Here is a 25,044-nt window from a genome sequence, read left to right as displayed (position 1 = left end):
GTTCGTCGTGGTGCTGCGGTTCACGCCGACGCGACGGGGGATCCGGAACCTCCCGCTTGTGAGAACGGGGTCCAGGCGCAGGTCAGGCTTCTTCGCCGCTCATGCGGGCCGCCGGCGGCCAGCCTCCGCGACCCAGGCCCGGAACCCCGTTCCTGCAAAGCGGAGGTTCCGGATGCCCCGACTGTCGCGTCGGCGTAAACCGCAGCACCACTGCACCAGCGTCGACGACGCGCCACTCTCCCGGCACCCCGGCGCCCCGGAACCTGCGGCCCTCCCCCACAGTCGGGTCCGCCCCTAGCCGCAGGCCCCGGTAAGACGGTGGCGACGGCCCGGCTACGCGCCCGTGGTCTCCTGCTCTCCGAGCACATACTGGCTCGCCTGCAGCCGATAGAGCCGGGCGAACGGCCCGTCCGCCGCGAGCAGTTCCTCGAAGGTTCCCTGCTCCGCGATGCGTCCTCCGTCGAGGCTGTAGATGTGGTCGGCGTGCCGGACCGAGCCGAGGCGGTGGGTGATCATGATGACGGTCTTGGCCGCCAGGAGGTGGCGCACGGTGTCGAAGGTGTCGATCTCCGCCTTGGGGTCCAGTGCCGCCGTCGGCTCGTCGAGGATCACCAGGGTGCCGTCGCGGAAGTGGCCGGAGCGGGCCAGCGCGATCTTCTGCCACTGGCCGCCGGACGGCTTGACCCCCTTGTCGTAGTCCTTGCACAGCAGCGTGTCCACGCCTTCCGGCAGCTCGTGGACGAAGTCCGCCCCGGCGTCCCGGAGCGCCGCCGTCACCGCGTCGGCGTCGTCGAAGCGCGTGTGGCGGCCGATGCCGACGTTGGCGGCGGCGGAGAACGGCCAGCAGAAGAAGCCCTGCGACAGCAGCGCCACGTGCTCGAACACGGCCCGGCGGTCGAGAGTGTGCAGCGGGGCGCCGTCCCAGGACACCGTGCCGGAGTCCGGCAGGTACAGCCCGGCGAGGATCTTGGCCAGGGTCGTCTTGCCGGAACCGTTGTGGCCGACCAGGGCGACGGTCTGCCCGGCCCGGATCGTGAGGGTGACGTCGGCCAGTGCCGGCGCCTCGGCCTCGGGGTAGGTGAACGTCACGTCGCGGACCTCGATCACCTCCGGGGCCCGCTCGACCGGTGCGCCGCCGGCCGGGATCGCCAGGGCCTGGGCCTTCGCGCACGCGGCCTCCCAGTCCCCGATGTAGAGCCCGAGCTCGTACAGCGAGTTGACGCTGCGCACCAGGCTGGTCAGCTGCGCGGTGCCCGTGCGCAGCGCGTAGGCGGCGGCACCGGCCGCGGCCAGCGGGATCGTGTGGTCCTCGACCAGGACGAACAGCAGCCCGTACGCGGCCGCGGTGGCGACACCGGTGGCGGCGCCGGCGGTGAGCGAGGAGCGGATCCGGACCCGGGCCAGCCGGTCCTGCTCGGCGGCGAGGCGGTCGGACAGCCGCCGGTAGTGGCGCAGCAGGAAGCCGCCGGTGTCGTGGACCCGGATCTCCTCGGCGGTGTCGGCGTTGGTGAGCAGGAACGCCAGCTGGAACAGCTGGCGGTTGGGGGTGAGCATCGACAGCCGGGAGCGGTACATCTGCTGGCTGGCCTTCACCGCGGCGATCCCGCCGGGCAGCACGATCAGCGGCAGCAGGCCGATCAGCGCGGGGTGCAGCACCGCCAGCACGCCGGCCACCGCGACCAGCGCCATCACCCCGGAGGCCAGGTCCACCAGGCGGCCGATGGCCATCTCGATCCAGGACGCGCCGTACTGCGCGGTGTCGATCAGGTCCTTGAGGTCGCCCTGCTGGAAGGCCAGCAGCTCCACGTCGTTCGTGCACTGGTACAGCCGGTCCTGGGCCAGCCGCCGCACCTTCGGCTCCAGCCGGAGCGCCAGCCCGGTGGAGGCCGCCGTGCAGCAGCGGTTGGCCGCGGCGGCGCCGGCGGCGAGCAGGACCGAGGGGACGGCGGCGTGCAGCCGGTCGACGGTGGCGCCGGCGGCCAGCAGCGAGCGCAGCACCCCGTTCACCGCCAGCAGCCCGAAGGCGGTGAAGGCACCGGTCGCCAGCTCGGCCGCGAGCACCACCGCCGCGGCCCGCCGGTCGGCGGCCCAGGCCAGGCGCAGGCAGGTGGCGACCAGGTGCGGGAGCCGGGCGGCGACGGTGCGGAAGGTGGAGGTGCCCATGGCGCGGTCGTGCCGGGACCAGGAGGTGTTGTAGTGGCCGGCGTGGCCGAACAGCGGGTCCGGCGGGGCCGGCGGCCCGGCCGGGACCGCGGCCGGGACCGGGGCCGCCGGATCGGACGCGGCGGAAGGGCTGGACGCGGTGACGGGTATGGGCATCGCGGCTCCCGGGGTTGCGTGACGGGCCTGGGAACCGGACTCTACGCCCGGACACTGACACAAAGCACTGAATCGATTACTTTCCGTGCTCTGCGTCGGCGTGAACCGTCCGGCCCCGCCCCTTTCGCCACACCGCCGCCCCGTTACCTTTCCAGGACCTGGAGCAGTTCCCTGGCATGGTCCAGCGCCACCCGGGTCAGGGCGCTGGCCGACGTGCCGACGATGACCGGCTCGGGCTCCGAGAGCAGCACGTGCACGCACGCCGCCTTGCCCATGAGCGCGCACGCCAGGTGCGCCGCACGCCTTCGCAGAGCGCTGGATTGGCGCGGAGTGCCCTGCCAGACCCGCGCCCGGTAGGCCCGCTGCCTACAGGCCGGCGAACAGTAGACGCGGGGCCGTCCGACGCCGTCGCCGTCCACCCGGGCTCCGCATACCAAGCACTCCACACTCAGCCCTCGCTTTTCATCACGGAATTCGCAGAACGCGTTACGGATATTCGCTCGGATGCCCGTCAACACCTTGACCAACCGGGTTCTCCGCGGGCTTTACCCCTTCGAGTGATCCACTCCCTGGAGGTGCAATGTTCCGATTAGCGGAGAATCTCGGGGGTATCAGCGGATTGCTGATATCGGCGACAATTGTCAAGAAAGCCCGGAAACGGAAGGGGAAGGTGACCGCCCATGATTCTGTGCGTCTGCCGGGACGACCGGGAGGGCACCTGGGGGGTGGCCAGGCACGCGCTGCACGCCCACCGGGACGTCTTCCGCCGCGCCCACCTGGTGGGCGCGAGCGGGGTGCCGAAGCTCCAGGTCAACGAGGACCTCTACGTCATCGCGCACGGCACCGCCGACGGCGCCGACGGGGAGCCGGTGCTCGGCGACGCCCACGACGACCTGCACCTGGACGCCCCGGCCCTGTGGGAGAACGTCAGGACCCTGCTCCCAGACGGCTACCGCGCCAGCGTCTACCTCTCGGTCTGCGAGAGCGCGGACCCGGGGCCCGGCAAGGATTTCAGCCTCGCCGAGGCGCTCGCCGCCCGCATGAAGTCCGACCAGCACGTGAAAGGCCGCGTCTACGGCCACAAAGGCAGCGTCGGCGGGGAGGTCCCGCTGCCCGGCGAGGGTCTCTGGATCGAGGCCGACCGCGCCTGACCCGCACTCCGGGCGCACATCTCCCGGAGCGCACAGATGTCCACGAATCACATTTCCGCAGAAAAGGAGTCATTGCCATGGGCGACCAGTTCCAGCTCACGCTGAGAAACGAATCCGACCAGCCCGGTCTGACGTTCGCCGTCTACACCGTGATCGACTCGATCACGAACGCCACCGAGACCTTCCCGATGGCGTGGCAGGTCAAGCGCCTCAACAAGGGCAACAAGGTCACGTTCAAGTGGACGCTCGACTACTGGTTCATGTTCTCGGCCCAGGGCGCGCAGGCCGGCGCGATCTGGGAGGAGAACGGCTCGATCGACGTCAGCGACACCAGCAAGGCGCAGAACAGCGTCCTGCTCGACTACGACGGCGACTACCTGTTCCGGTACAACCCCGGCGCGCACCCGGTGCGGGACGGCTACGTCTACCTGGACACCTCCGCCCAGGTGCCCAAGTACACGCCGGAGAACGGTCCCTCCGTCGCCCTGGCCATCGCCACCGGCGACGGCACCCCCAGCCCGGCCGTGGCCGGCAACAGCGGGATCAACCTGGACCACGAGTTCAAGATCCACCCGACCTACTACATCCAGGCGGGCCAGGTCGAACTGGGCCAGATGGCCGACCTGACCACCACCACCGCCCTGCAGAAGGTGGTCTTCGAACCGGGCGTGTACCAGGCCTTCTGGACGCTCACCGAGGAGAACACCTGGACCCAGGGCTGACGCCCGAGGTCCCGCGGAACCAGACTCCCGGCGCGCACCGGCCCTCTCCAGGGTGCGCGCCGGGGCATGCTTTTCAGCCCTGGGAATCCAGCCGCGCGGCGATCTCCGCCGCCTCCCACGCCGACCAGCGATGCGCCTCCATCAGGCCTGTCCCGATCAGCCGCAGGTGGTGTGCCGAGGGCGAGGGCCAAGCCACCAGGCGAGACGACTGCCTCGTGCTCACCTCACGATGCCGAGCTCGTGCGGACTGTCGTTCAACCGCCGGCCTCCGGTCTCGGTGACCGTGACGATGTCCTCGATGCGCACGCCGAACCGCCCGGGCAGGTAGACCCCGGGCTCGATCGAGAAGCACATGCCGGGCACCAGTTCCTGTCTCTCGCCCTCGACCATGTAGGGAGGCTCGTGGGTCGTGGTGCCGATGCCGTGCCCGGTCCGGTGGATGAAGTACTCGCCGTACCCCGCGTCGGTGATGACCTTCCGCGCGGCGCGGTCGATCTCCTGGCAGGCGATCCCGGGACGGACCACCTCGAACGCGGTCTGCTGGGCGAGCCGGACCACGTCGTGCACCTTCCGCACCTCCGCGGGCACGTCCTCGCCGACGTGGACGGTGCGGGTGGTGTCCGAGCCGTAGCCGTCCATGAGGCCGCCGAAGTCCAGGACGACGGTGTCGCCACGCTGGATGCGGCGGTCGCCGGCCTCGTGGTGCGGGTTCGCCCCGTTGGGCCCGGACCCGACGACGGTGAAGTCCACCTGGGAGTGGCCGCGGCGCTTGAGCGACGCGGCCAGATCGGCGGCGACCTCGGTCTCCAGGCGTCCGGCGAACGGCACCTTGAGAATGTCGAGATACGTGTCGTCGGCGGCTCGGCCCGCGGCGGCCAGACGGTCCAGTTCCGCGGCGTCCTTGACCGCCCGCATCATCGGCAGCGCTTTGGTGAGTGGGGAGTAACGGCTGTCGGGCAGCGCCTCCTGCAAGCCCAGCAGGTGCAGCGACCAAGCTGTGTCGGCGATGCCGTAGCGGCCCTTCGGGTCCGGCAGCAAGGGCGCGAGCGCCGCGTAGGGGTCGCTTCCGTCGCTCCAGTCGCTCAGCCGCAGCCGCCCGGCGGCGGTGGAGTTCTCGACGTCGGGACGTTCGAGCTCGGGCATGAGCATGGCCGGATCGCGTCCCGGGGCCAGCACCAGCGCGGTGATCCGCTCGGTGATGGCCACGGGCCGGTATCCGGTGAGGTAGAACAGGTCCGGGCCGGGCGTGATGACGAGCCCTGACAGCCCGGCTGCGGTGCAGGACTCGGCGGCGCGGCGCATCCGGCCTTCGAAGTCGTCGGCGGTGAACGAGTGCGGCATCGTGGCAGGCCTCCTCGGCGGTCCGGGCTAGGACCGGTCGGCGCCGTAGTAGCGCAGGAACAGCGCCTCGACGTGCGCCATGTGCTCGATCTCCGACGGGTCGACGCTCTCGTTCGGCGCGTGGATCAGGCAGCGGGGCTCCTCGACGCCCATCAGTACGATCTCGGCCTCCGGATACGTGGCGGCGAGGACGTTGCACAGAGGGATCGAACCGCCCTGGCCCAGGAACGACAGCTCCTTGCCGTACACGTCCTTCGCGGCCCGGTTCAGGGCGGCGTACGCCTTGCCGCCGGTGGACGCGCGGAACGGCGAGCCGAGGCTCTCGTCCTCGACCTGCACCTGCGCCCCCCAGGGCGCCGCCTTCTTCAGGTGGGCGGCCAGCGCCTCGCGCGCCGCCTTCGCGTCGATCCCGGGCGGCACCCGCAGGCTGATCCGGGCCCGGGCGGTCGCGGGCACGGCCGCCGCCGAGCCGACGACCGGCGGGCAGTCGATGCCCAGGACCGTGACGGCCGGTTTGGCCCAGAGCCGGTCGGCGATCGTTCCCGAGCCGGTCAGCCGCACGCCGTCCAGGACGCCCGCGTCCTTGCGGAACTGGTTCTCGTCGTACTGGACGCCGTCCCAGGTGCCGTCGCAGTCCAGGCCGTCGATCCGGGTGCCGCCGTCCTCGGCGCGCAGCGAGTCCAGCATCCGGATCAGCGCGGCCAGCGCGTCGGGGCCGGGCCCGCCGAACATGCCGGAGTGGACGTTGCCGGCCAGCGTGCTGACGGTGACCACGACGGTGGCCATCCCGCGCAGGGTGGTGGTCGCGGTGGGGACGCCGACCTCGGCGTTCCCGGTGTCGCAGATCAGGAGGGCGTCGGCGCGCAGGTCGTCGACGTGGTCCGGCACGAACGCCTCCAGGCCGCCGGTGCCCTGCTCCTCGGAGCCCTCGGAGACGAACTTCAGTCCGACCGGGATGTCGTCGCCGAGGGCGCGCAGGGCCGTCAGGTGCATGACGATGTTGCCCTTGCAGTCCGCGGCGCCGCGTCCGTACCAGCGGCCGTCCCGCTCCGTCAGCTCGAACGGCGGCGAGGTCCACGCCGCGTCGTCCAGCGGCGGCTGGACGTCGTAGTGGCAGTACAGCAGCACGGTCGGCGCCCCGGCCGGGGCCGCGCGCTCGCCGAGGACCGCCAGGCTGCCGTCGGGCGTCGGCTCCAGCCGGACGTTGCTCAGGCCGGCCTCGGTGAAGGCGGCGACCACCCAGTCGGCAGCCTTCTTGCACTCCTCGGCGGGGTACTGCCTCGGGTCGGCCACGGACGTGATGGCGACCAGTTCGGCCAGGTCCGCCTTGGCCCGGGGCATCAGCGCGGCGATCCGCGCGGCGAGGTCGTCGGTCATGGGGTCTCCTCGGGGGAACGTCAGCGGCGGACCGTGGTGCCGGTCTTGAGGTCGTCGATCTTGTCCTGGAAGGCCTGCAGGTGGTCCGGGCAGTACACGCTGATCACGATCGCCTCGGCCGCCACCGCCTTGCGGTCGGCGATCACCGGCCGCATGCCCGGCCCGCCGGCCCCGTTGGCCATGTTGTCCAGCCACTGCGCCTTGTTCAGCGCCCCGGTGGGGTCCTTGCACACGGCGCCGCCGTCACGGCCGAAGATCGCGATGAGAGTGTCCTCGTCCGGCTCCGGATACCCGGCGGCGACCATCGCGGCCTGCAGTTGCCGCGCCTTGGACGCGGCCTCCGCCGAGTGCTTGTGCTGGGTGTACGTCACCAGGAGGATGATCGCGAGGATCACGGCGAGCACGATGGCGCCGATGAAGACCCACTTGTTGCGCTCCTTGTGATGGCCGGGGTGCGCGGGGTCCTGCGGCGGCTGCGCGGGCGGAGTCGCGGTGCTCTCGGTCATCACGCGCCGCCCTCGGCCGCGGCCGCGGCGTCGGGCTGGCGCCACGAGGGCTTGCTCGCCCACAGGAAGCCGAACGGGATGACGATCCCGAGCAGCAGCAGTCCGCCGGCGACGATGACGACGTAGGACCAGACGCTCCCGCTGCCGAACTGCGAGGACGGCACGAACCCGATGATCATCGCGGCCACGGAGGCGAGGAAGCCCATGACACACAGCACCGCCAGCATCGGGGCGCGATAGCCGCGCGGATGGTCCGGCTGCAGTCGGCGCAGCCGCAGCGCCGCGACGAACATCAGCAGATACATGATCAGATAGACCTGGGTCGTGATCACCGAGAAGATCCAGTAGGCGCTGGAGACGCTCGGGATCAGCGCGTACATCAGGGCGATCGCCGTGGTCACGACGCCCTGGGCGACCAGGATGTTCTGCTGGACCCCGTTCTTGTTCAGCTTCTGCAGGAACGGGGGCAGGTAGCCTTCCTGGCGCGAGATCAGCAGCAGCCCCTTGGACGGCCCGGCCAGCCAGGTCAGCATGCCGCCGAGCGAGGCCGCCACCAGCCCGATCGCCACCAGCGGCGTCAGCCAGCCGATGTTGAAGTACTGGAAGAAGGCGTCGAAGGCCTGCATCACCCCCGCCGTCAGGCTCAGCTGCGCCGCCGGCACCACCCAGCTGATCGCGAGCGCCGGGAGGATGAAGATCAGCAGCACCAGCGCCATGGCGAGGAACATCGCCCTCGGGAACTCCCGCGCCGGGTTCTTCAGGGAGGAGACGTGGACGGCGTTCATCTCCATGCCGGAGTAGCTCAGGAAGTTGTTGACGATGAGCACCAGGCTCGCGATGCCCGTCCACTGCGGGAAGATGGCGCCGGCGTCCATCGGCGCCGCCGACGGATTGCCCTGGCCCAGGAAGACGACGCCCAGCAGCACCAGCAGCGCGCCGGGGATCAGCGTGCCGATGATCAGCCCGAACGACGCCATGCCCCCGACCCCGCTGGTGCCGCGTGAGGACACCCACACCCCGGCCCAGTACAGGATCACGATCACGCACGCGGTGTAGGGGCCGTTGCTGGCCAGGCTGGGATCGATCACGTACGCGATCGTGCTCGCGACGTAGCCGAGCAGCGTCGGGTAGTAGAAGATCGTCATCGCGAACTGGCACCACACCGCCAGGAAGCCCATCCGCTTGGACAGGCCCTGCGCCACCCAGTTGTAGACGCCGCCGTTCCAGCCCGAGGCCAGCTCGGCCGAGACCAGCGCGGTGGGCAGCAGGAACACGATCGCGGGGACGACGTACAGGAACACGCAGGCCAGGCCGTAGACGGCCATCGTCGGCGCGGCCCGCAGGCTGGCGACCGAGCTGGTGGTCATGAAGGCCAGCGTCAGCCAGGTCAGCCGGGGCCGGGCGACCGCCGTCCGCACCGCCGTCTTCGCGGAGCCCGCCTGTTTCCCACCGCCCTCAAGGGGGACGTCCATCGAGGTCATCGGTACTCCTGCCGAGCCGAGGTTCCCGGGAGCGCTGCTGCGCCCACTGTGGCCATCGTCAAGCCGCGTTTCGCGTGGTGTCGCGCACGGGTAGCCCGTTCGGGAACCGGACGGGCTGAGTCAGCATCCGTAGCTCATCCCCTGGGTGCGCGCGGCCGCGGGCTACCGCGGTTCCAGGCCGAGGCCGGCGCCGCCTGGGTCCCGCGGTGACGGCGGCCTCACCGCCGCAGTCGCTTGGCCCGCGCTTCCAGATACCGCTGCTCCGCGATGCTCGCGGTCGCCTTCGCCGCGCGCCGGTAGTCCTCGTACGCGGCGTCGCTGTCGCCGGTCAGCTCCAGCAGGTGTGCCCGCACCGACAGCAGCCGGTGGTGCCCGCTCATCCGTTCGTCCTCGTCCAGCGTCGCCAGCAGCGCGAGTCCGGCCCGCGGGTCCTCGATCTCGGCGAGGGCGATCGCCCGGTTGAGGGTGACCATCGGGTTCGGGGCGATGCGCTCCAGGATCAGGTAGAGGGCGTGGATCTGGTGCCAGTCGGTGTCGGCGGCGGTGGCGGCGACCGCGTGGGTGGCGGCTATGGCGGCCTGGAGCTGGTACGGGCCCAGTTCGGTGCCGCCGAGCGCGGTCTTGGCCAGGTCCACGCCCTCGGCGACGAGGTCAGCGTCCCAGGCGGCGCGGTCCTGCTCGGCCAGCGGCACCAGGTCGCCGGCCGCGGTGGTGCGCGCGGCCCGGCGGGCGTGGGTGAGCAGCATGAGCGCGAGCAGGCCGGTGACCTCGCCGTCGTCGGGCAGCTGCGCGTGGACCAGGCGCGTGAGGCGGATCGCCTCGTCCGCGAGGTGCACGCGCTCCAGGTCGGCGCCCGAGGAGGCGGTGTAGCCCTCGTTGAAGATCAGGTAGAGCACGTGCAGCACCACCCGGAGGCGCTCCTCGCGCTCGGGGCCGGGCGGCAGGGTGAAGGTGCTGCCCGCGGCCTTGATGCGCTGCTTGGCGCGGCTGATCCGGACGGCCATCGTGGCCTCCGGCACCAGGAAGGCCCGGGCGATCTCGGCGGTGGTCAGGCCGCCGACGGCGCGCAGGGTCAGCGCGGTCTGCGACGCCGCGGTCAGCGTCGGGTGGCAGCACAGGAACAGCAGGAGCAGCGTGTCGTCCTGGTCGGGCACGTCCTCCGGCGGCAGATCGGAGGCGGCGGCCCACTCCTCCCGCTCGCGGCGGGCGCTCTCGCTGCGGATCTGGTCGATCAGCCGGCGGGAGGCGACGGTCGTGAGCCAGCCGCGCGGGTGGGCCGGCACGCCCTCGGCCGGCCACTGCACGGCGGCGGCGAGGACCGCCTCCTGGACGGCGTCCTCGCAGCCCTCGAAACGTCCGTAGCGACGGACCAGCGCCCCGAGGACCTGCGGCGTGAGTTCGCGGAGCAGGTCCTCGATGGCGCGTCGGGTCATGCCTCCAATTGTCCATCCGAGAACATGACCTGCCGCACCTCCACGCCGAGGCCGTCGATCGCGGCGTCCGGGATCTGCGCGGCCAGCTCCAACGCGCGGGCCTTGTCCTCGACGTCGACCAGGTAGAAGCCGCCGACGTACTCCTTCGCCTCCAGGAACGGGCCGTCGGTGACGACCGGCTGACCGCCGCGGACCCGGACCACGGCGGCCTGGGACGGGTCGACCAGCGCCTGGGTGAGGATCAGCTCCCCGGAGGCCTTGAGCCCTTCCAGGAACGCGCCGTGGCCCTGGCCGATCGCGGCCTTCTCCTCGTCGGTCAGCGCGTCCAGGACGGCCGGGTTGATGTGCAGGTTGATCACGAACTTCATCTCGTCACTCCTCGTGCTCGCGGGGCCGGTCGAGGCCCCTTCCGCGAAGGGGTCGGAGCCGTCGGGCCGATCTTGACATTCCTGCCCGGAATTCTTTCCGACGCCGGGCCGGCCGGGTTGTCAAGAACGCCACGGCGGCTCCGACCACCAGGCGAACCACCGACACCGGGAGAGAAGAAGATGCGGATCAACCGCGCGAAGTGGGGCCTGGCCCTGCTCATGCTGCCGACCCTGATCGTCGCCATGGACATGACGGCCCTGCTGCTGGCCCTGCCGCACCTGGCCGCCGGCCTCGGCGCCGACACCGTCCAGCAGCTGTGGATCAGCGACGGGTACGGCCTGATGGTCGCCGGCCTGGTCATCACGATGGGCACGCTCGGCGACCGGATCGGCCGCCGGCGGCTGCTGGTGATCGGGGCGACCGGCTTCGCGGCGCTGTCCGTCGCGGCGGCGTTCGCGACGGACCCCCTGACGCTGATCGTGGTGCGGGCCCTGCTGGGCGTGTTCGGCGCCACCCTGGCCCCCTCGACGCTGGCCCTGATCACGAACATGTTCCCCGACGGCCGGGAACGCGGCCGGGCCATCGCGACCTGGGCCACGTGCCAGTTCACCGGCGGCGCCCTCGGACCGGTCCTGGCCGGTTTCCTGCTGCAGCGCTTCTGGTGGGGCTCGGTCTTCCTGGCCGCGGTGCCGGCGATGGTGCTGCTGGCGGTGGCCGGACCGTTCCTGCTGCCCGAGTACCGCAGCGACCGCGCGGGACGCCTGGACCCGGCCAGCGTGGTGCTGTCGCTGGCGGCGGTCCTGCCGATGGTCTACGGCATCAAGCAGCTGGCGATCACGCACGCGGTGGCCGTCCCGCTGGCGGCGCTGGCCGTGGGCACCGGGATCGGCGTGCTGTTCGTCCGGCGCCAGCTGCGGATGCCGGCCCCGCTGCTGGACCTGCGCCTGCTGCGCGACCGCTCGTTCAGCGCGGTGCTGGTCGCCCTGGTCTTCGCCAGCATCGCCATGGCCGGCACCGGCCTGCTGGTGACGCAGTACATGCAGGGCGTGCTGGGCCACTCGCCGATGGCGTCGGCCCTGCTGTTCGCCCCGATGGGCCTCGGCGTGGCGGCCGGGACCCTGTCCGCCCCGACGCTGACCCGGCGCCTGAGCCCGCCGGCCGCCATCGCCGCCGGGCTGCTGGTCTCGGCGGCGGGAGCGGCCCTGCTGACGGTGGTCGACGGCGGCGGCGGCCTGCCGGTGCTGATGATCGGCATCGCCGTCCTGGCCCTGGGCACCGGGCCGCTGTTCGCCCTCGGCACCGGCCTGGTGATGAGCAGCGTCCCTCCGGAGCGCGCCGGCTCGGCCGCGTCGATGTCCGAGACCGGCAACTACTTCGGCGGGTCGCTCGGCTTCGCGGTGCTGGGCGCCGCCGCGGCGGCCGTGTACCGGAGCGCGGCCCACGGGACGTCGGACTCGCTCTCCGGCGCCTTGGCCACGGCCGGCCGCCTGCCCGCCGCCGAGGCCGCGTCGCTGCTGCGCACGGCCCGTTCGGCGTTCACCGTCAGCCTGCACGTCACGGGCGTCGTCGCGGCACTCATCTTCGTCGGGCTGGCCGTGCTGGTGACGGTCATGCGGCCGAAGCCGCCGGAGCCGGCCGGCGCCGGCGCGGCGGACGAAGGGGCGACGGTTGCGGAGTTCGCGAGCTTTCCGAAATAACAAACGCTACGCTGGACGCATCCCGCCGACCCCGAAGGAGAACCGATGCCGGGAGGCCGACTCACCCAGCAGGAACGCCAGCAGATCGCGCTGGGGCTGGCCGACGACCTCGCCTACGCGGAGATCGCCCGGCGTCTGGACCGCCCGACCTCCACGGTCACCCGCGAGGTGATGCGCAACGGCGGCCCCACCGCCTACCGCGCTGACCTCGCCCACCGCGCCACCGAGCAGCGCGCCCACCGCCGCAAGCCGGCCGCGGCCCGGCGGACGGCGGCGGCGCAGCGGGCTGACGGCCGCGACCCGGAGGCGCTGCGGGAGTACGAGGAGACGCTCACGACGGTCCTGATGGCGTCCGGGCTGTCGAAGATGACGGCCCGCGTCCTGACGGCGTTCTACCTGACCGACGCGAACTGTCTCACTGCGGCCGAACTCGCGCAGCGGCTCCACGTCAGCCCGGCGTCCATCTCCAAGGCGATCGCGTTCCTCGAAAGCCAGGGCCTGGTCCGCCGCGAGCGCGACGAGCGCCGGCGGGAGCGCTACTTCGTCGACGACGACGTCTGGTACCAGTCGATGATGGCCAGCGCCCGCAGCACCGCCCAGCTCGGCGTCACGGCCCGAAAGGGCGTCGCCGTCCTCGGCCGCGGCACCCCGGCCGCCAAGCGCCTGGAGAACATCTCCCGCTTCGTCGACTTCGTCTCCGAGAGCATCGCCCGCGCCGCGGAACAGGCCCGCGAGGTCCTCTCCACCAAGCCCGAGCCGCCTACGCAGGCCCCTGACTGACAAGACCCCGGCTGACAAGACCCTGACTGACAGGCCGCTGACTGAGGAGCGGGCGCCGAAGCCGCACGTCGTCATCGCGACCCGCGACCCGGCTATCGCGATGGACGGCGGCCCCCGCCCCGCCGCGGGTCCCGCGGGTCCCGCAGGTGCCGCTCCAAAAAGGCGAGCTGGGCGGCGACGGCCTGCTCGTGCCCGGCGAGGAAGGGTGCGTAGTGGCCGCCGGGCATGCGCACCAGCTCCCCGCCGGGCGCGCGCCGGGCGGCCGCGATCGCGGCCGGCGGATACGCGGACTTGTCGTCGTCGCACACGAGCACCAGGAGCGGACAGCGCACCCGGCGCGCGGCGCGGCCCGGCCGGTAGAACGCCAGGCGGAGCACCGAGCGGGCCGCGACCTGCTGCTGCCAGTCCTCGGCGTGGCGGCCGTCGGGGTCGAGCGCCCGCCGCGTGTCGGCGACGTCCGGCGTGGTCATGACCGCGACCTCGCCCGGCGCACCGCCGAGCGGCACCAGGAGCGGGGCCCGGCCGGCCAGGCCGCCGAGCGCGTCGCGGACGCCGCGGGCCGTCAGCCGCAGCATCGCGCCAGGGGTCTGATAGCGCATCACGGCGCGCCCGGCCGCGAGCCCTCCGGCGTTCGGGGTCTGCGCGACGGCCGCGGCCAGCCGCGGATTGCGGGCCGCGACGTTCAGGATGTGGCCGCCGGTGGCGGAGAAGCCCCACACCGCGATCCGCGCGGGATCGACACCGGGCAGGGTCGCGGCGAAGCCGAGCGCGGCCTGCCAGTCGGCGAGCTGGTCGCGGACCCGCACCACCTGGCGCGGCGTGCCGCCGGAACCGCCGAGCCGGCGGTAGTCGAAGGCGAGGACGCCGTGACCAGCGGCGTTCAGGCGCGCCGCGAACAGGTCGGTGGCCGGTTCCTTGGTGACCGCGAAGCCGCCGGCCATCACCACGCAGGTGCCGTCGGTGCCCGGATAGTGCCAGGCGGCGATCTGCTGGCCCGCGACCTCGAAGCGGACTCCGCGCCGCGTCGCCGTCGTGGTGGCGGCACTGACGGCACTGACAGCAGTGGTGTCGGTCATCGTGACCTCCGTACGCAGGGAGGGGAGAATCCCTCCCCTAAAGTGAACCACGTGGTTCACAACCTGTCCACGGCGGTCGGCTGGACCCGCACGGCCCCGCCGCGGCCCCGCCCTCAGCCGGCCGCTTCCTCCCGCTCGAGCATCCGCAGCAGCGCGGCGAACCCGGCCTCCCCGCCGACGTCGCCCTCGGAGCTGCCGGTACGCCGCTGCACCAGGAACCCGCGCAGCGCGGCGAACACCAGCTCGGCGACCTCTTCCTTGCGCTGATCGCTCCACTGCGGCGGACACATCGCGCGCAACGGCGGCAGGAAGCGGTCGGCGGCGTCGACGGCGAGCGCCGCGTGCCGTCCTGGGTCGTACATCGCCAGACCCAGCGCCTGGTCCAGCGCCCGCTGCCCCTCCCCGGTGCCGGTCAGCACCGGCCACAGCGCCCGCACCCGGCCGGCCAGCGTCTGGGCGTGGCCGGGATCGAACGCGGCGGCCAGCGAGGACTCCACCCGCCGCTCCCGCAGCAGTTCCACCGCTTCGCGGAGCAGGTCCTCGGCACCGTCGAAGTGGTAGAGCAGCACCTTGTGCGTGGTGCCGGCGGCCTTGGCCGCGCGCCGCAGCGAGAAGTCGACCAGGCCGTGCCGCGCGAGGTCGTCGGTGACCAGGGCCAGCAGTTCGGCGCGTCGGGCCTGCGCGCGGGGCGTGCCGGCGGAGCGGCGGTAGCCGGCCGGGGCGGCGTTCCCGGTGTCGTCGTCGGTGTCGTCGTTCACGGACCCAGCTTCCCCGAAATCCGGCGGTCGAACTGCGATGCTGACTCCATGACCGACGAATCGGCGAAACCGACTACAGCGATCTGAGCGCCCTGTACATCAACTGCACCCTGAAACACGCTCGGAGTGGGACGCGGGATGCCGGTTCGACTATGAGAACCCCGAGCATCGCTGACCCACTGCTATCGTCGTGAGTGAAAGCCCAAGAAAGCACTACTGCCGCTCCCGACGAAGCGCTACCGGGAACTCCGGCCTCCAGCCTGTGGCATCATCCTGATTTCCTCCGCTTCTGGTTCGGCGAGACGGTGTCGCTGTTCGGCTCCCAGGTCTCGAACCTGGCCGTGCCGCTGACCGCCATCGCGACGTTCCACGCGTCGGACGCCCAGGTCGGCCTGCTCCGCTTCCTCCAACTCGCGCCGTACATAGGCTTCGCGATGATCTTCGGAGCGTGGGCCGACCGGGTCCGGCGCCGCCACGTCATGATCGGCACGAACCTGGTGCGGACGGCCCTGGTCGGACTGGTCCCGCTGCTGGCCGCGCTCCACGCGCTGTCGATGCCGCTGTTGTCGGCGATCGCCTGCGCCGTCGGCATCGCGTCGGTGTTGTTCGACGTCAGCTGGATGCCCTACGCGCCGACCCTCGTCGCCGACCGTCGGCAGCACGTCGAGGTCAGCGCCAAGATGGGGATGAGCTCCTCGGCGTCGGACGTGGCCGGGCCCGGACTGGCCGGACTCCTCGTGTCCGCGTTGAGCGCGCCCACCGCGCTGCTGGTGGACGCCGCCTCGTACGCGGTCTCGGTCGCCTCGCTGCTGACGATCCGGACGAAGGAGCCGCGCCCGACCCCGGCGGCCCGCCGGAACCTGCCGCAGGAGATGCGCGAGGGCCTGGCGTGGGTGCTCCGAACCAGGATCCTGCGGTGGCTGGCACTCATCGGGTTCTGCTGCAACTTCTCGATGATCACCGTGTGGACCATGTTCCTGCTCTACGGCACCCACGACCTGCGCCTCGCGCCGTCGGTCGTCGGCGCGGTCTTCGCGACGGCGTCGGTCGGCGGCCTGCTCGGCGCCCTGGTCTCCCGCGCGGTGATCGCCCGGTTCCCGCTCGGCCGCGTCTACTTCGGCGCCCAGACCGCGCTGCTGCTCGGGCCGACGGCAATCGCCCTGGCCGCGGGCCCGAAGGCGGTGATCGTGGGCCTGGTGACCGGATCCTTCTTCACCACCTACCTGGGCCTCGGGATCGCCAACGTCATCATCGTCAGCCTCCGCCAGGCCACGACGCCGCCGGCGCTGCTGAGCCGCATGACCGCGTGCTTCCGCATGCTGCTGTTCGGCGGCGGCGCCCTCGGCGGTCTGACCGCCGGCCTGCTCTCGCAGGCGATCGGCGTCCGGCACGCGCTGGTGGCCGCCGCCGCGTTCTCGGCGGCGGTGGTCGTGGCCCTGGCCGCTTCGCCGGTGTGCCGGCTACGGGAGCTGCCGCGCTGACGTCCTCTCGGCCGGGCCCCTGCCCACCAGCCGTCTGCTCAGCCGCAGCAGCTGGGCGGGCGACGTCCGCGGCAGATAGGCCCGGCTGATGGCGTTGGTGATCGCCGGCAGCGCGGCCGGGTCCGGGTAGGCGATGTAGAGGGGGTGGTACTGCGGTTGGAACTTCGCTTTGAAGGCCAGCAGGGAGCGGAAGCCGTAGACCGGTTCGAGGGTCCGGCCCACGAGGTCGAGCAGGCGTTGCAGGCCGTCGGGGTCCGGACCCCGGTCGACGCGGGCGAGCGGCGCGCCGGACAGGCTCAGGAACTCCGCACCCTCCTCCTGGAACCGCGACGCCGCTGTGGCGATCAGGAACTCCATCACGCCCCGGAAGCCGTCGCTCCCCCGGCGCATGAAGTCCAGCGTCCAGCCGACGGGCTCGCCCTCGCGGTAGCACGGCAGCCAGCTCGTGATCCCGTGCACCCGGCCCTCGGCGTCGACGGCCAGCAGGCAGCGGACGTCCGGGTCGTCGAGCTCGGCCAGGCCGCCGAGGGTGAAGCCCATCTCCGGCAGTCCCTTGCCGAGGACCCACTGGTGCGACAGCTCCCGCACCTGTTCTCGCAGCGCCGGCGGCGCGGTCGGGAACGAACACCACACCGCCGTGATCCCCAGCCTGCCGGCCTTGTTCAGGGCGGTGCGCACGTCCTGCCACCGCTTGCCGGAGAAGGCGAGGCCGGGCAACGGCAGCACCGTGTCCTCGGCCACCTGCGCACCGCTCCAGCCCAGGCGCACGGCGGCGTTCATGGCGTCCGCCGTGACGCTGTAGAAGCACGGCGACCAGCCCTGGCGGTCGCAGTACTTTGCGAACTCCGCCACTCCCCGGGCGCGGGCCTCCGGATCGCCGAAGGGATCGCCGGTGGTGAGCGCGACTTTGCCGATCACCCGGAAGGCCACGGCGGAACGCGCGTCGGGGGCTATCCAGTACTGGTGGCCCGGCCACGTCGTGATGTACGAGAGCGTCGAGCCGCCGTAGGTCCGCAGCAGCGCACGCGCCTCGGATCGCGTTCCGGTGTGGCTTCGCACCGTGGACCGCCGGAACACCAGGAGCAGTCCGCCGAGCGCGACGCCCCAGAACACCGGGCCGGCCCAGGTGTACAAGGTCTTGGCGACGCCGCCCCGCGGGATGAAGCGGGCCGGCGGGGCGTCGAAGACGCCGAGATAGACCGGCGGTACCAGCCGTTTGGTGAAGTCCGCGGCCAGAGCGCCGAGGTCCGGGGCCGGGGTGAAGTCTTCGCGGACGGTGGCGCCGAACGCGACGTAGGCGACGCCGACCACCAGGAAGGCCAGGCCGGAGGTGCCGAACAGCTTGAGCGCGGTCCGGCGCGGAGCGCGCAGCTCGAAGTGCCGCCGCTTGTGCAGGAGAAGGGCGATGACGGCGACGGGCACCGCCATGAGCAGGGCCGAGTACCGCACCACGAACGCGTGGTCGTCGGCGTATCCGGGCTGCGACCGGTCCAGGCCGTCGAGGACCCGGACCGTGTACCGCCACGTCACCAGGGTCACCGCGGCCTCCACCACGATCGCGGCGACCAGCGCGAACCGGCGGCCCCGGCGCAGCCCTTCGGCGACGATGAGCAGCAGGATCGCCGGGACGAAGAGCATCAGCACCGCCGGACCGCCGGCGAGCAGGTGCTCGGACCGGGCCTGGAGGCAGCCCCCGGACATGTCCGCCGCGCCGGCGCAGGTGTTCCGGACGTCCTCGATCCCGGTCCCGGTCCCCACGAACAGGTCGGAGTACAGCGAGAGCGGCCCGTAGGGCGCCTTGGTCAGGAACGCGATCAGCGGCCCGAGCGCGGAGGCGCCGACGGCGATCGCGACCAGGAGCCGGTTCTCGGCATGTGAGGCGACACGGTCGGCCCGGGTACGGCGGCCGCCCCAGACCAGCAACCCGGTGACGCACCCGATGACGGCGCCACCGCAGCGCAGGACGTCCAGCGCCGTACCGTCGTAGAGCACGAACAGCACCACACCAGACCCCAGCAGGAGCCGGATGCGGCGCCGCCACAGTGCGGACAGCCGAGCGCTGAGCGCCAACGCCACGCCGACCAGCCCCACACTGGCCCCGACCGCCCGATCACCGCGATCAGACTCCAGCCACGCGTCCCCGCCGAGCGTCCCCAGCTCCAGGAGAGCCACTCCGAGCAGCGCCCCGCCGACCTGGCAGAGCAGGAACAAGCCAGCCGTCGCGGGGACGCCCAGCCGACGTTCGGCCGGGCCCAGCACGGCCAGCGCCAGCAGAACCGTCAGGATCAGCGCGCTGGGACCGACGTTGAGGAAGCCATAGGTCACCACGGTCCACCACTGGCCGCCGGCGAGAGCCGCGACGCCGGTTCCGGCGGAGGCCGGACGGGACCGGCCGTCCGGATCGGCCCCGGCCGTGCCGAACAGCAGCGCCACGGCGAGCAGGACCGCGACGAAGCCCGCTGTCAGCGGGGCTCGGCCGACGGCACGCCGCGGCGCGGACCGGACGGACCGCGCCACCGCCGTCGGCACCGGAGGTCGTGCCGCATCCGCCGAACCGTCGCCGGCGGTCACCGGCGCGCCAATCCGCCGCGCTCGGCGATCCACGGCAACTGCTGGGCGAGCCCGGCCCGCCAGACCTGCCAGCTGTGGCTGCCGGGCAACTCGATCATCTGCACATCCATGCCGGCTTTCCGACATGCCTGGAAGACCGTCCTCAACTGCGGCGTGAACTCCCGGTCGGAAGCCCCGCTGATGATGCGGCCGGCGATGGTCGGGAACTGCCGGGTCCGGAGAATGGTGACCGGGTCGACTCGGGCGAACGCGGCCTCGTCACCGTCGAACGTCCGCCGCACGGTGTCCGTATGGCTTCCGAGCGTCGGTTCGCGCTGCCCTGACAAGTCCAGGAACGTGCGATACAGACCGGGCGCGCGGACCGCCAGTTGCAGCGAACACGTCCCGCCGAACGAGAACCCGCCGACGCTCCACCCCTGCTCCGGCGGAGCGACCTGCAGATTGCCGGTCACCCAGTTCCTGACGTCGACGGTGAGATACGTCTCGGAGTTCCCCAGCTTGGAGTCGATGCACAGGGTGTTGCCGATGGTGGATCCCGTCGCGTCCGGCATGAGGACGACCGGCGCGAGTCCGGAATGCGTGGCGGCGTAGACGTCGAGGATCCTCTGCATCCCGCCGGCGTCGATCCAGTCCCGCGGCGACCCGGGCTGTCCGGGCAGCAGCACGAGCAGCGGCAGCCGGGGTCGCGGCACGGCCTGATACGCCGGCGGCAGGTAGACCCACGCGTCGCGGGCGTGGAAATGCGACACGGTGCCGGGGATCGAGACCCGGGACAGCGTGCCGGTCGTCGGCAGCCCGGGGGGCGGATGCCAGACATCGGCGAGCATCTCGCCGGGCGGTGCGACGACCTCGGCGGTGACGCGCCCCGCGGCGCGGCTGAACGTCGTCCCGGTGTCGAGCCACGGGCCCAGCGCGGCGCGCATCGTCGGATAGTTCTGGAAGTAGCGGTTGACCTGGTTGAGACAAGTCACCCCGACGATCGCGGCGCAGGCCAGCGCGGCGGCCCGCCGGGGCCACCCGAGCGCCGGCAGCCGCATGGCCGCGACCGCGCCGCCGGTGACCGCGACGCCGATCCAGGCCAGGACCTCGGCAGGCAGACCTTCGGGGAACGGCTGCCACCACCGGTCGACGATCACGCCGAGCACGGCGGTGAGCACCAGCGCGGCGCCCAGCGCGACCGGGGCCTTCCAGACCCACCAGCTCCGGGTCCGTTCGGCCAGCAGCAGCCCGAAGGCGGCGACGGCCGCGAGAAGCAGCAGGACCGGCAGCGGACCGCTGAGCAGGGACCAGTCGAGGGGATTGGGTGGCATGTCCATGAGATGCGGGCGGACCCGCCGGGGTTGTCAACCGGTGGCCGGACCGGGTGTGAGCCCGGTCTCCGAGGTGGCTCCCCGGCTGGTCTCACCATCGGTCGAAGTCACCTTCGCTCCGGGCGTCAACGAGGCGCGTGGCCCGCCAGCGACTGCTCCAGCTTGTGCATCCCGCGGCTGGCCGTGGACTTCACCGTCCCGCGGCTGATGCCCAGGACTCCGGCGATGTCCGCCTCGGACATGTCGGCCCAGTACCGCAGGACCAGCACCTCGCGCTGCCGCCGCGGCAGGGCCTTGACGGCGTCGAGCACCTGGCGGTGCTGGCGGGAGAGCACGATGTCCTCGGCGGACTCCCCGTAGGGCAGGAACCACGGTATGTGGTCGCGGGCGGTCTTACGGCGCCGCAGCCGGGTGCGCGCGTTGTTCAGCACCGCCACGCTCAGGTAGCTGAGCGGGTTGTCCAGGCCGTCGATCCGGTCGCCGTGCCGGCGCCACAGGCGCAGGAACGCGTCGTGGACCGCGTCCTCGGCGTCGCCCGTGTCGCCGACCAGGAGGACGGCGAGCCGGGTCAGGTAGAGGTGGTGCAGGCGGTACAGGTCGGCGAGCGTCGCGCCGGCGCCCGCGGTGGGGTCCGCAGCGGGGTCCGGGACGCGGTCCTCGGCGTGGTCCTCGGGTACGGCTCGGGGCGCCGCCGCGATCGTCAAGGCGGTCATGGGAGCAGACTGGACGAACGTTGATGAGATTTTGATGACGCGCCCGGATCCCGGGGCGGCGGCTAGAGTCCCGTCATGCGGGTGTTGGTGGTCGAGGACGATCGCGAGGTGCGGACGGCGGTGGCCGAGGGGCTGCGCCGGGCCGGGTTCGCCGTCGACGAGGCCGACCGGTGGGCGCGCGCCGACCTGCAGATCGCCGTGAACACGTACGACTGCCTGGTCGTGGACCGGATGCTGCCGGACGGCGACGGCTCCGAGGGGCTGCACCGGCTGCGCGCGGCCGGGACGGCGACGCCCGCGCTGCTGCTCACGGCGCTGGACGCGCTGAGCGACCGGGTGGCGGGCTTCGCGCGGGGCGCCGACGACTACCTGGTCAAGCCGTTCGCCATGGAGGAGCTGGTGATGCGGGTGCGGGCACTGTCCCGCCGGAGAGGCCAGGTCGTCGCCTCCGTGCTGCGCAACGGCGATCTCGAAGTGGACCTCGCGCTGCGCACCGTGCGCCGCGACGGCGTGCTGCTCACTTTGCGGCCGAAGGAGTTCGGCGTGCTGGAGCTGCTTCTGAGCGCCGCCCCGGCGGCGGTGAGCCGGTCGACGCTGATCGAGCACTGTTGGGACGAGATGGCCGATCCGGCGTCCAACGTCGTCGAGGTGCTCATCGGCCGGCTACGCCGCAAGCTCGGCGACCCGGCGGTGATCCACACCGTGCGCGGGTTCGGCTACCGGCTGGGGCCGGAGTGACGGCTCTCCCGCACACCGCGGTCCGGCTCCGCCGGATGCGCTGGCGCCTGGCGGTGCTCTTCTCGGTCTTCAACGTGGCCGGCCTCGCGGTCCTCGGCACGGTCGCCGTGGCCGCCGACCAGAACGGCCGCTCCTCGACGCTGCGGACCCAGATCCGCGGCATGGCCGCGCTGGCCGCCGACCATCTCAGCGACGTCAACGGCACGCTGACCTTCGACGAGTCCGGCGTGGAGCAGGACTTCGTCGACGGCATCACGGTCTACGTGTTCACCCGCGACCCGTCCGGCGCCGTCAAGCTGTTCGACACCGCGGGCGACGGCCCGATCTGGGGCCCGGAACTGCTGGCCGACTCGGCCCGCTGGGCGGTGCGGCACAACGACGAGACCGCGTTCACCGACGTGACCGGCCCGAACGGTTCCGGGCTCCTGCTGGCCGTCCCCTTCTACCACTCGGACGGCACGGACGGCACGGACGGGGAGCCGATCGGCGCGATCGTCGCGGTCGGCGATCCGGACGCGCAGTCGGAGGACCACGAGCGCCTGGTGTGGGCCGTGGTCGCGGCCGGAGCGGCGCTGACGGTGACGGCCGGCGTCGGCGGCTTCCTGCTGGCCCGGCGCAGCGTGCGCCTCGCGGCCCAGGCGCTGGAGCAGCAGGAGCGGTTCCTGACCGACGCCGCCCACGAGCTGCGCACACCGCTGGCGGCGATCCGCGCGGCCGCCGAAGCCGCCGGTCCCGAACCGGCACGGCACTCCGCGACGCTGAGCCAGGTGGCGGCCCGGGCCGCGGGCATGTCCGGCACCGTCGACGGCCTGCTCCTGCGGGCGCGGCACGCCGCCGGCCTCACCCACAGCGAACCGGAGCGGCTGCGCCTGGACCTCCTGGTCGAGGACGTCGCCGCGGACGAGGTACCCGAGCCGCACCGGCTGATCGCCCAGCTGGCGCCGACCGTGGTCCGCGCGGACCCGGCCCTGCTGCGGATGGCGGTGCGCAACCTGCTGGACAACGCGGTGCGGCACGGCCGCGGCGACATACCGGCGGTGGTCGAGGTCAGCGTGCAGGACACGTCCGTGTCCATCCACGACTACGGCCCGGGCGTCGGGGCGTCCGGGCCGCGGGAAGGGGTCGGGCTGTCCCTGGCCCGCTGGGTCGCCGAGCTGCATCACGCGGAGCTGACGGTGGCCGACCATCCGAACGGCGGGACCGTGGCCACGCTGCGGCTTCCCAGCGATCAATAGCGCTCCCTAGCCGAGACCGAGCATGTCCGTGGGCCGACGGGGCGGGACGACACGGCCGTCCGGAAGGAGCTCGCCGGTGTCGTCGAAGACGACGACACCGTTGCACAGCAGGCTCCAGCCTTGTTCCGGGAACGAGGCGACTGTGCACGCCGACTCGCGATCGGCCTCTTCCGCGCCGGGGCAGCGTGGCTTGTGCGAACACGGCGTCCGGGAAGCCGCTGGCCGCCCGGACCCGGATCGGTCGGAAGGAATGTTAGTGAGCACCATGGTCGGCGCACCGCCTTGCCTTGATTCAGGCCATGTCGTCAACGCGCCCCCGAGCGTGCCTGTCAGGCGGTGGTCCCGCCCCCACACGGCCTCTACTCATCCGATATATACCGAACGACCGCCAATAAGTAAAGACCTTTCTAGAAAGGCCCCACTTCACATGTCCGACGTACGACCAATCGGCGATTCGGGCGAGCCCCGGCGCACTAGACGAGCCGCTTGATCTCCCCGCGCACCCGGTAGAAACCGCGACTGGTCTCGTGCAGTTCCTCGACGACATAGCGCGCGCCGACCACTCGCATGTCGCGCGGGAACTGGACGTTCCAGCCCGACTGGAAGCCGCCGCTGACGACGCGGACCCGCAGGCGTCCATGGTCGTCGACACACTCGACGACGGTGCCGCTCCCGACGGAGGTGGTGGTGGCGACCGCGGTGGTCGGGGTGGCGACCGGCAGGGCGGCGCTGGCCTTCACGTCGACCACGGTCGGGACGACACCGCCCTGCGCGGCGGTGATCGCCTGCTCGGTGGCGTCGATGCAGGCGAGCGTGCCGTCGGTGGTGACGATGTAGAGGCGCTCGTCGCGGTACTGCATCGACAGGGCCGACCCGCAGCCGGTGCCGAGCTTCCACAGCCTGGTGCCGTCCGCGGCGAAGCAGTAAACGGACGAGGCACTGTCACCGGCGAAGACATAGCGGCCGCCGGGGGCCGTGGCACAGGAGTAGACGGCGGTGTCGCAGCGGTAGTCCGCCGCCACGCGACCGTCCGCCTTGGTGATCTTGTGAACGGCGTGGCGCCCGGTCCCGGCATAGACGTGGTCGGCCTCCTGCCAGCCGAAGAGCACGGCACCGGGGGTCTTGGTGTTCCACAGCTCGCGGCCGCCGTCGGCGGCGTAGGCGGTGACACCCGCGCTGTGGCCGTGGTAGACGGCGTCAGCGTCGCTGCGCACCATCCACGCACCGCTGCCGGGACTGTTGCGGGACCACTGGTGCTCCTCCTCGTGGTCGATGACGACCAGGCGCCCACCGGCGTCGGAGACCGCGAGCACCCCCTCGTGGATGTCGAGCCAGTAGATGTCGACGTCCTCGTCGATGCGGTACGCGGCGTGCGGGATCTTGCCGGAGAGGTCGTAGACGGAGCCGTCGTCACAGCCCGCGTAGATCCAGAAGTCGTCCGCGACGAGGCACTTGACCCCCTCCGGCAGCTGGAACCGCGACAGCACCGACCCGTCGTGCCCGAGACTGAACACGTCCCCGGACTGGTTCCCCACCCAGCACCGATCCCCGTCGATATGAATCCCGAACGCGCTCGACGCGGTCCGGAACCGCCACAACACCGGCGCCGTCGCCCGCGCCGTCGACGGCGCCGAGGCCACCGCCCGCCGTGTGATACTCCGCGGCGCCCGCGCCCCCATCACGGCCGGCGCGTACCCCTTCCGCACCTTCTCGCCGATCTTCTTGGCCGCAGCCGCCTCAGCCTTCTCCACTGTCGGAAACGTAGAGGTCTGACGCGCGCCATCGGTGCCTATGCGCCCGTACCGGATGTCGACGACCGTGCCCGCGACGGTCACCTCGTAGAACTTGTGCGCGGCGCCGTCATCCTCGGACAGCTCCAGATAGGTGGTCCCCTGAGTCATGGGGAGAAAGTACAAGCAGCGGGTGACAGTGCCTTGGCGGGGTTCGCCGAGCGACGCTTGATCGGTGCGGCAGCACGCTTCAACG

General features: G+C 72.1%; 23 protein-coding genes. 7 read left to right on the top strand and 16 right to left on the bottom strand.

Annotated features, from left to right (window positions below):
• Positions 1–333 precede the first annotated feature (333 nt).
• A complete protein-coding gene (locus ABD466_RS11000) occupies positions 334–2,319 on the bottom strand; it encodes an ABC transporter ATP-binding protein (RefSeq protein WP_344656861.1) in 1,986 nt (661 codons plus the stop codon).
• A 143-nt stretch (positions 2,320–2,462) separates the two neighbouring features.
• The gene (locus ABD466_RS10995; protein ID WP_344656860.1) at positions 2,463–2,738 is read right to left on the bottom strand and encodes a hypothetical protein; all 276 of its coding nucleotides are present in this window, start codon (positions 2,736–2,738) and stop codon (positions 2,463–2,465) included.
• 261 nt (positions 2,739–2,999) lie between these two features.
• Here ABD466_RS10995 and ABD466_RS10990 point away from each other — a divergent pair, with 261 nt between their 5' ends.
• Both ABD466_RS10990 and ABD466_RS10985 read left to right on the top strand, forming a co-directional pair.
• Complete coding sequence (locus ABD466_RS10990) at positions 3,000–3,470, top strand: hypothetical protein (RefSeq protein ID WP_344656859.1); 471 nt, start codon at positions 3,000–3,002, stop codon at positions 3,468–3,470.
• A 77-nt stretch (positions 3,471–3,547) separates the two neighbouring features.
• Complete coding sequence (locus ABD466_RS10985) at positions 3,548–4,192, top strand: hypothetical protein (protein ID WP_344656858.1); 645 nt, start codon at positions 3,548–3,550, stop codon at positions 4,190–4,192.
• 73 nt (positions 4,193–4,265) lie between these two features.
• On the opposite strand, the gene ABD466_RS10980 is transcribed toward ABD466_RS10985, so the two are convergent.
• From ABD466_RS10980 to ABD466_RS10950, 7 genes are all read right to left on the bottom strand, one after another.
• The gene (locus tag ABD466_RS10980) at positions 4,266–4,388 is read right to left on the bottom strand and encodes a hypothetical protein (RefSeq protein WP_344656857.1); all 123 of its coding nucleotides are present in this window, start codon (positions 4,386–4,388) and stop codon (positions 4,266–4,268) included.
• Between the two features lie 23 nt (positions 4,389–4,411).
• Entirely contained in the window at positions 4,412–5,533 is a 1,122-nt protein-coding gene (locus ABD466_RS10975) for a M24 family metallopeptidase (protein ID WP_344656856.1), read from the bottom strand.
• Positions 5,534–5,560: 27 nt separating this feature from the next.
• Positions 5,561–6,910 (bottom strand): dipeptidase, encoded by a 1,350-nt coding sequence (locus ABD466_RS10970; RefSeq protein ID WP_344656855.1) that lies wholly within the window; start codon positions 6,908–6,910, stop codon positions 5,561–5,563.
• Between the two features lie 20 nt (positions 6,911–6,930).
• On the bottom strand, positions 6,931–7,416 hold the full coding sequence (locus ABD466_RS10965) for a hypothetical protein (protein ID WP_344656854.1): 486 nt from the start codon (positions 7,414–7,416) through the stop codon (positions 6,931–6,933).
• A complete protein-coding gene (gadC, locus tag ABD466_RS10960) occupies positions 7,416–8,897 on the bottom strand; it encodes a glutamate/gamma-aminobutyrate antiporter GadC (RefSeq protein ID WP_344656853.1) in 1,482 nt (493 codons plus the stop codon). The genes ABD466_RS10965 and gadC overlap by 1 nt, the downstream gene beginning before the upstream one ends.
• Positions 8,898–9,115: 218 nt before the next feature.
• A complete protein-coding gene (locus ABD466_RS10955) occupies positions 9,116–10,330 on the bottom strand; it encodes an RNA polymerase sigma factor (RefSeq protein ID WP_344656852.1) in 1,215 nt (404 codons plus the stop codon).
• Positions 10,327–10,698: a YciI family protein gene (locus tag ABD466_RS10950; protein ID WP_344656851.1), complete on the bottom strand. Its 372-nt coding sequence runs from the start codon at positions 10,696–10,698 to the stop codon at positions 10,327–10,329. Before ABD466_RS10950 ends, ABD466_RS10955 begins: the two co-directional genes overlap by 4 nt.
• A gap of 180 nt (positions 10,699–10,878) precedes the next feature.
• On the opposite strand from ABD466_RS10950, the gene ABD466_RS10945 reads away from it, so the two are divergent.
• Together ABD466_RS10945 and ABD466_RS44420 are read left to right on the top strand one after the other, a co-directional pair.
• Positions 10,879–12,396 carry an MFS transporter gene (locus ABD466_RS10945; protein ID WP_344656850.1) on the top strand — a complete coding sequence of 506 codons (1,518 nt, stop codon included), beginning with the start codon at positions 10,879–10,881 and terminating at the stop codon, positions 12,394–12,396.
• Positions 12,397–12,441: 45 nt separating this feature from the next.
• Positions 12,442–13,176, top strand: coding sequence for a helix-turn-helix domain-containing protein (locus tag ABD466_RS44420; protein ID WP_425558614.1), 735 nt, complete (start codon positions 12,442–12,444; stop codon positions 13,174–13,176).
• Positions 13,177–13,268: 92 nt separating this feature from the next.
• Here ABD466_RS44420 and ABD466_RS10930 read toward each other — a convergent pair whose 3' ends face one another.
• A complete protein-coding gene (locus tag ABD466_RS10930) occupies positions 13,269–14,252 on the bottom strand; it encodes an alpha/beta hydrolase (RefSeq protein WP_344656849.1) in 984 nt (327 codons plus the stop codon).
• 113 nt (positions 14,253–14,365) lie between these two features.
• Complete coding sequence (locus ABD466_RS10925; RefSeq protein ID WP_344656848.1) at positions 14,366–15,010, bottom strand: TetR/AcrR family transcriptional regulator; 645 nt, start codon at positions 15,008–15,010, stop codon at positions 14,366–14,368.
• Positions 15,011–15,204: 194 nt separating this feature from the next.
• Here ABD466_RS10925 and ABD466_RS10920 point away from each other — a divergent pair, with 194 nt between their 5' ends.
• On the top strand, positions 15,205–16,491 hold the full coding sequence (locus ABD466_RS10920; protein ID WP_425558611.1) for an MFS transporter: 1,287 nt from the start codon (positions 15,205–15,207) through the stop codon (positions 16,489–16,491).
• Here the strand turns inward: ABD466_RS10920 and ABD466_RS10915 are convergent.
• The 3 genes from ABD466_RS10915 to ABD466_RS10905 form a co-directional block, all read right to left on the bottom strand.
• Positions 16,471–19,062, bottom strand: coding sequence for a rhomboid family intramembrane serine protease (locus ABD466_RS10915; RefSeq protein WP_344656847.1), 2,592 nt, complete (start codon positions 19,060–19,062; stop codon positions 16,471–16,473). The genes ABD466_RS10920 and ABD466_RS10915 overlap by 21 nt on opposite strands.
• Entirely contained in the window at positions 19,059–20,372 is a 1,314-nt protein-coding gene (locus tag ABD466_RS10910) for an alpha/beta hydrolase (RefSeq protein ID WP_344656846.1), read from the bottom strand. Before ABD466_RS10910 ends, ABD466_RS10915 begins: the two co-directional genes overlap by 4 nt.
• 125 nt (positions 20,373–20,497) lie before the next feature.
• Complete coding sequence (locus tag ABD466_RS10905; RefSeq protein ID WP_344656845.1) at positions 20,498–21,085, bottom strand: RNA polymerase sigma factor; 588 nt, start codon at positions 21,083–21,085, stop codon at positions 20,498–20,500.
• A gap of 75 nt (positions 21,086–21,160) precedes the next feature.
• Here ABD466_RS10905 and ABD466_RS10900 point away from each other — a divergent pair, with 75 nt between their 5' ends.
• Together ABD466_RS10900 and ABD466_RS10895 are read left to right on the top strand one after the other, a co-directional pair.
• Positions 21,161–21,823 carry a winged helix-turn-helix domain-containing protein gene (locus ABD466_RS10900; RefSeq protein ID WP_344656844.1) on the top strand — a complete coding sequence of 221 codons (663 nt, stop codon included), beginning with the start codon at positions 21,161–21,163 and terminating at the stop codon, positions 21,821–21,823.
• On the top strand, positions 21,820–23,058 hold the full coding sequence (locus ABD466_RS10895) for a sensor histidine kinase (RefSeq protein ID WP_344656843.1): 1,239 nt from the start codon (positions 21,820–21,822) through the stop codon (positions 23,056–23,058). The genes ABD466_RS10900 and ABD466_RS10895 overlap by 4 nt, the downstream gene beginning before the upstream one ends.
• 6 nt (positions 23,059–23,064) lie before the next feature.
• Here the strand turns inward: ABD466_RS10895 and ABD466_RS10890 are convergent, their stop codons facing one another.
• Both ABD466_RS10890 and ABD466_RS10885 read right to left on the bottom strand, forming a co-directional pair.
• Entirely contained in the window at positions 23,065–23,310 is a 246-nt protein-coding gene (locus ABD466_RS10890; protein WP_344656869.1) for a DUF5999 family protein, read from the bottom strand.
• A gap of 221 nt (positions 23,311–23,531) precedes the next feature.
• On the bottom strand, positions 23,532–24,959 hold the full coding sequence (locus tag ABD466_RS10885; protein ID WP_344656842.1) for a WGR domain-containing protein: 1,428 nt from the start codon (positions 24,957–24,959) through the stop codon (positions 23,532–23,534).
• Between the last annotated feature and the right edge of the window lie 85 nt (positions 24,960–25,044).

Source organism: Catenulispora subtropica, from assembly GCF_039531675.1.
In the GTDB taxonomy this organism is placed as follows: domain Bacteria; phylum Actinomycetota; class Actinomycetes; order Streptomycetales; family Catenulisporaceae; genus Catenulispora; species Catenulispora subtropica.
This window is presented reverse-complemented; position numbering and strand designations above follow the sequence as displayed.

What these genes read in the sequence shown, in the direction of transcription:
- ABD466_RS11000 (WP_344656861.1), bottom strand. Translation starts at nt 2,319, where the DNA reads ATGCCCATACCCGTCACCGCGTCCAGCCCTTCCGCCGCGTCCGATCCG.
- ABD466_RS10990 (WP_344656859.1), top strand. Translation starts at nt 3,000, where the DNA reads ATGATTCTGTGCGTCTGCCGGGACGACCGGGAGGGCACCTGGGGGGTG.
- ABD466_RS10985 (WP_344656858.1), top strand. Translation starts at nt 3,548, where the DNA reads ATGGGCGACCAGTTCCAGCTCACGCTGAGAAACGAATCCGACCAGCCC.
- ABD466_RS10975 (WP_344656856.1), bottom strand. Translation starts at nt 5,533, where the DNA reads ATGCCGCACTCGTTCACCGCCGACGACTTCGAAGGCCGGATGCGCCGC.
- ABD466_RS10970 (WP_344656855.1), bottom strand. Translation starts at nt 6,910, where the DNA reads ATGACCGACGACCTCGCCGCGCGGATCGCCGCGCTGATGCCCCGGGCC.
- ABD466_RS10965 (WP_344656854.1), bottom strand. Translation starts at nt 7,416, where the DNA reads ATGACCGAGAGCACCGCGACTCCGCCCGCGCAGCCGCCGCAGGACCCC.
- gadC (WP_344656853.1), bottom strand. Translation starts at nt 8,897, where the DNA reads ATGACCTCGATGGACGTCCCCCTTGAGGGCGGTGGGAAACAGGCGGGC.
- ABD466_RS10955 (WP_344656852.1), bottom strand. Translation starts at nt 10,330, where the DNA reads ATGACCCGACGCGCCATCGAGGACCTGCTCCGCGAACTCACGCCGCAG.
- ABD466_RS10950 (WP_344656851.1), bottom strand. Translation starts at nt 10,698, where the DNA reads ATGAAGTTCGTGATCAACCTGCACATCAACCCGGCCGTCCTGGACGCG.
- ABD466_RS10945 (WP_344656850.1), top strand. Translation starts at nt 10,879, where the DNA reads ATGCGGATCAACCGCGCGAAGTGGGGCCTGGCCCTGCTCATGCTGCCG.
- ABD466_RS44420 (WP_425558614.1), top strand. Translation starts at nt 12,442, where the DNA reads ATGCCGGGAGGCCGACTCACCCAGCAGGAACGCCAGCAGATCGCGCTG.
- ABD466_RS10930 (WP_344656849.1), bottom strand. Translation starts at nt 14,252, where the DNA reads ATGACCGACACCACTGCTGTCAGTGCCGTCAGTGCCGCCACCACGACG.
- ABD466_RS10910 (WP_344656846.1), bottom strand. Translation starts at nt 20,372, where the DNA reads ATGCCACCCAATCCCCTCGACTGGTCCCTGCTCAGCGGTCCGCTGCCG.
- ABD466_RS10905 (WP_344656845.1), bottom strand. Translation starts at nt 21,085, where the DNA reads ATGACCGCCTTGACGATCGCGGCGGCGCCCCGAGCCGTACCCGAGGAC.
- ABD466_RS10900 (WP_344656844.1), top strand. Translation starts at nt 21,161, where the DNA reads ATGCGGGTGTTGGTGGTCGAGGACGATCGCGAGGTGCGGACGGCGGTG.
- ABD466_RS10885 (WP_344656842.1), bottom strand. Translation starts at nt 24,959, where the DNA reads ATGACTCAGGGGACCACCTATCTGGAGCTGTCCGAGGATGACGGCGCC.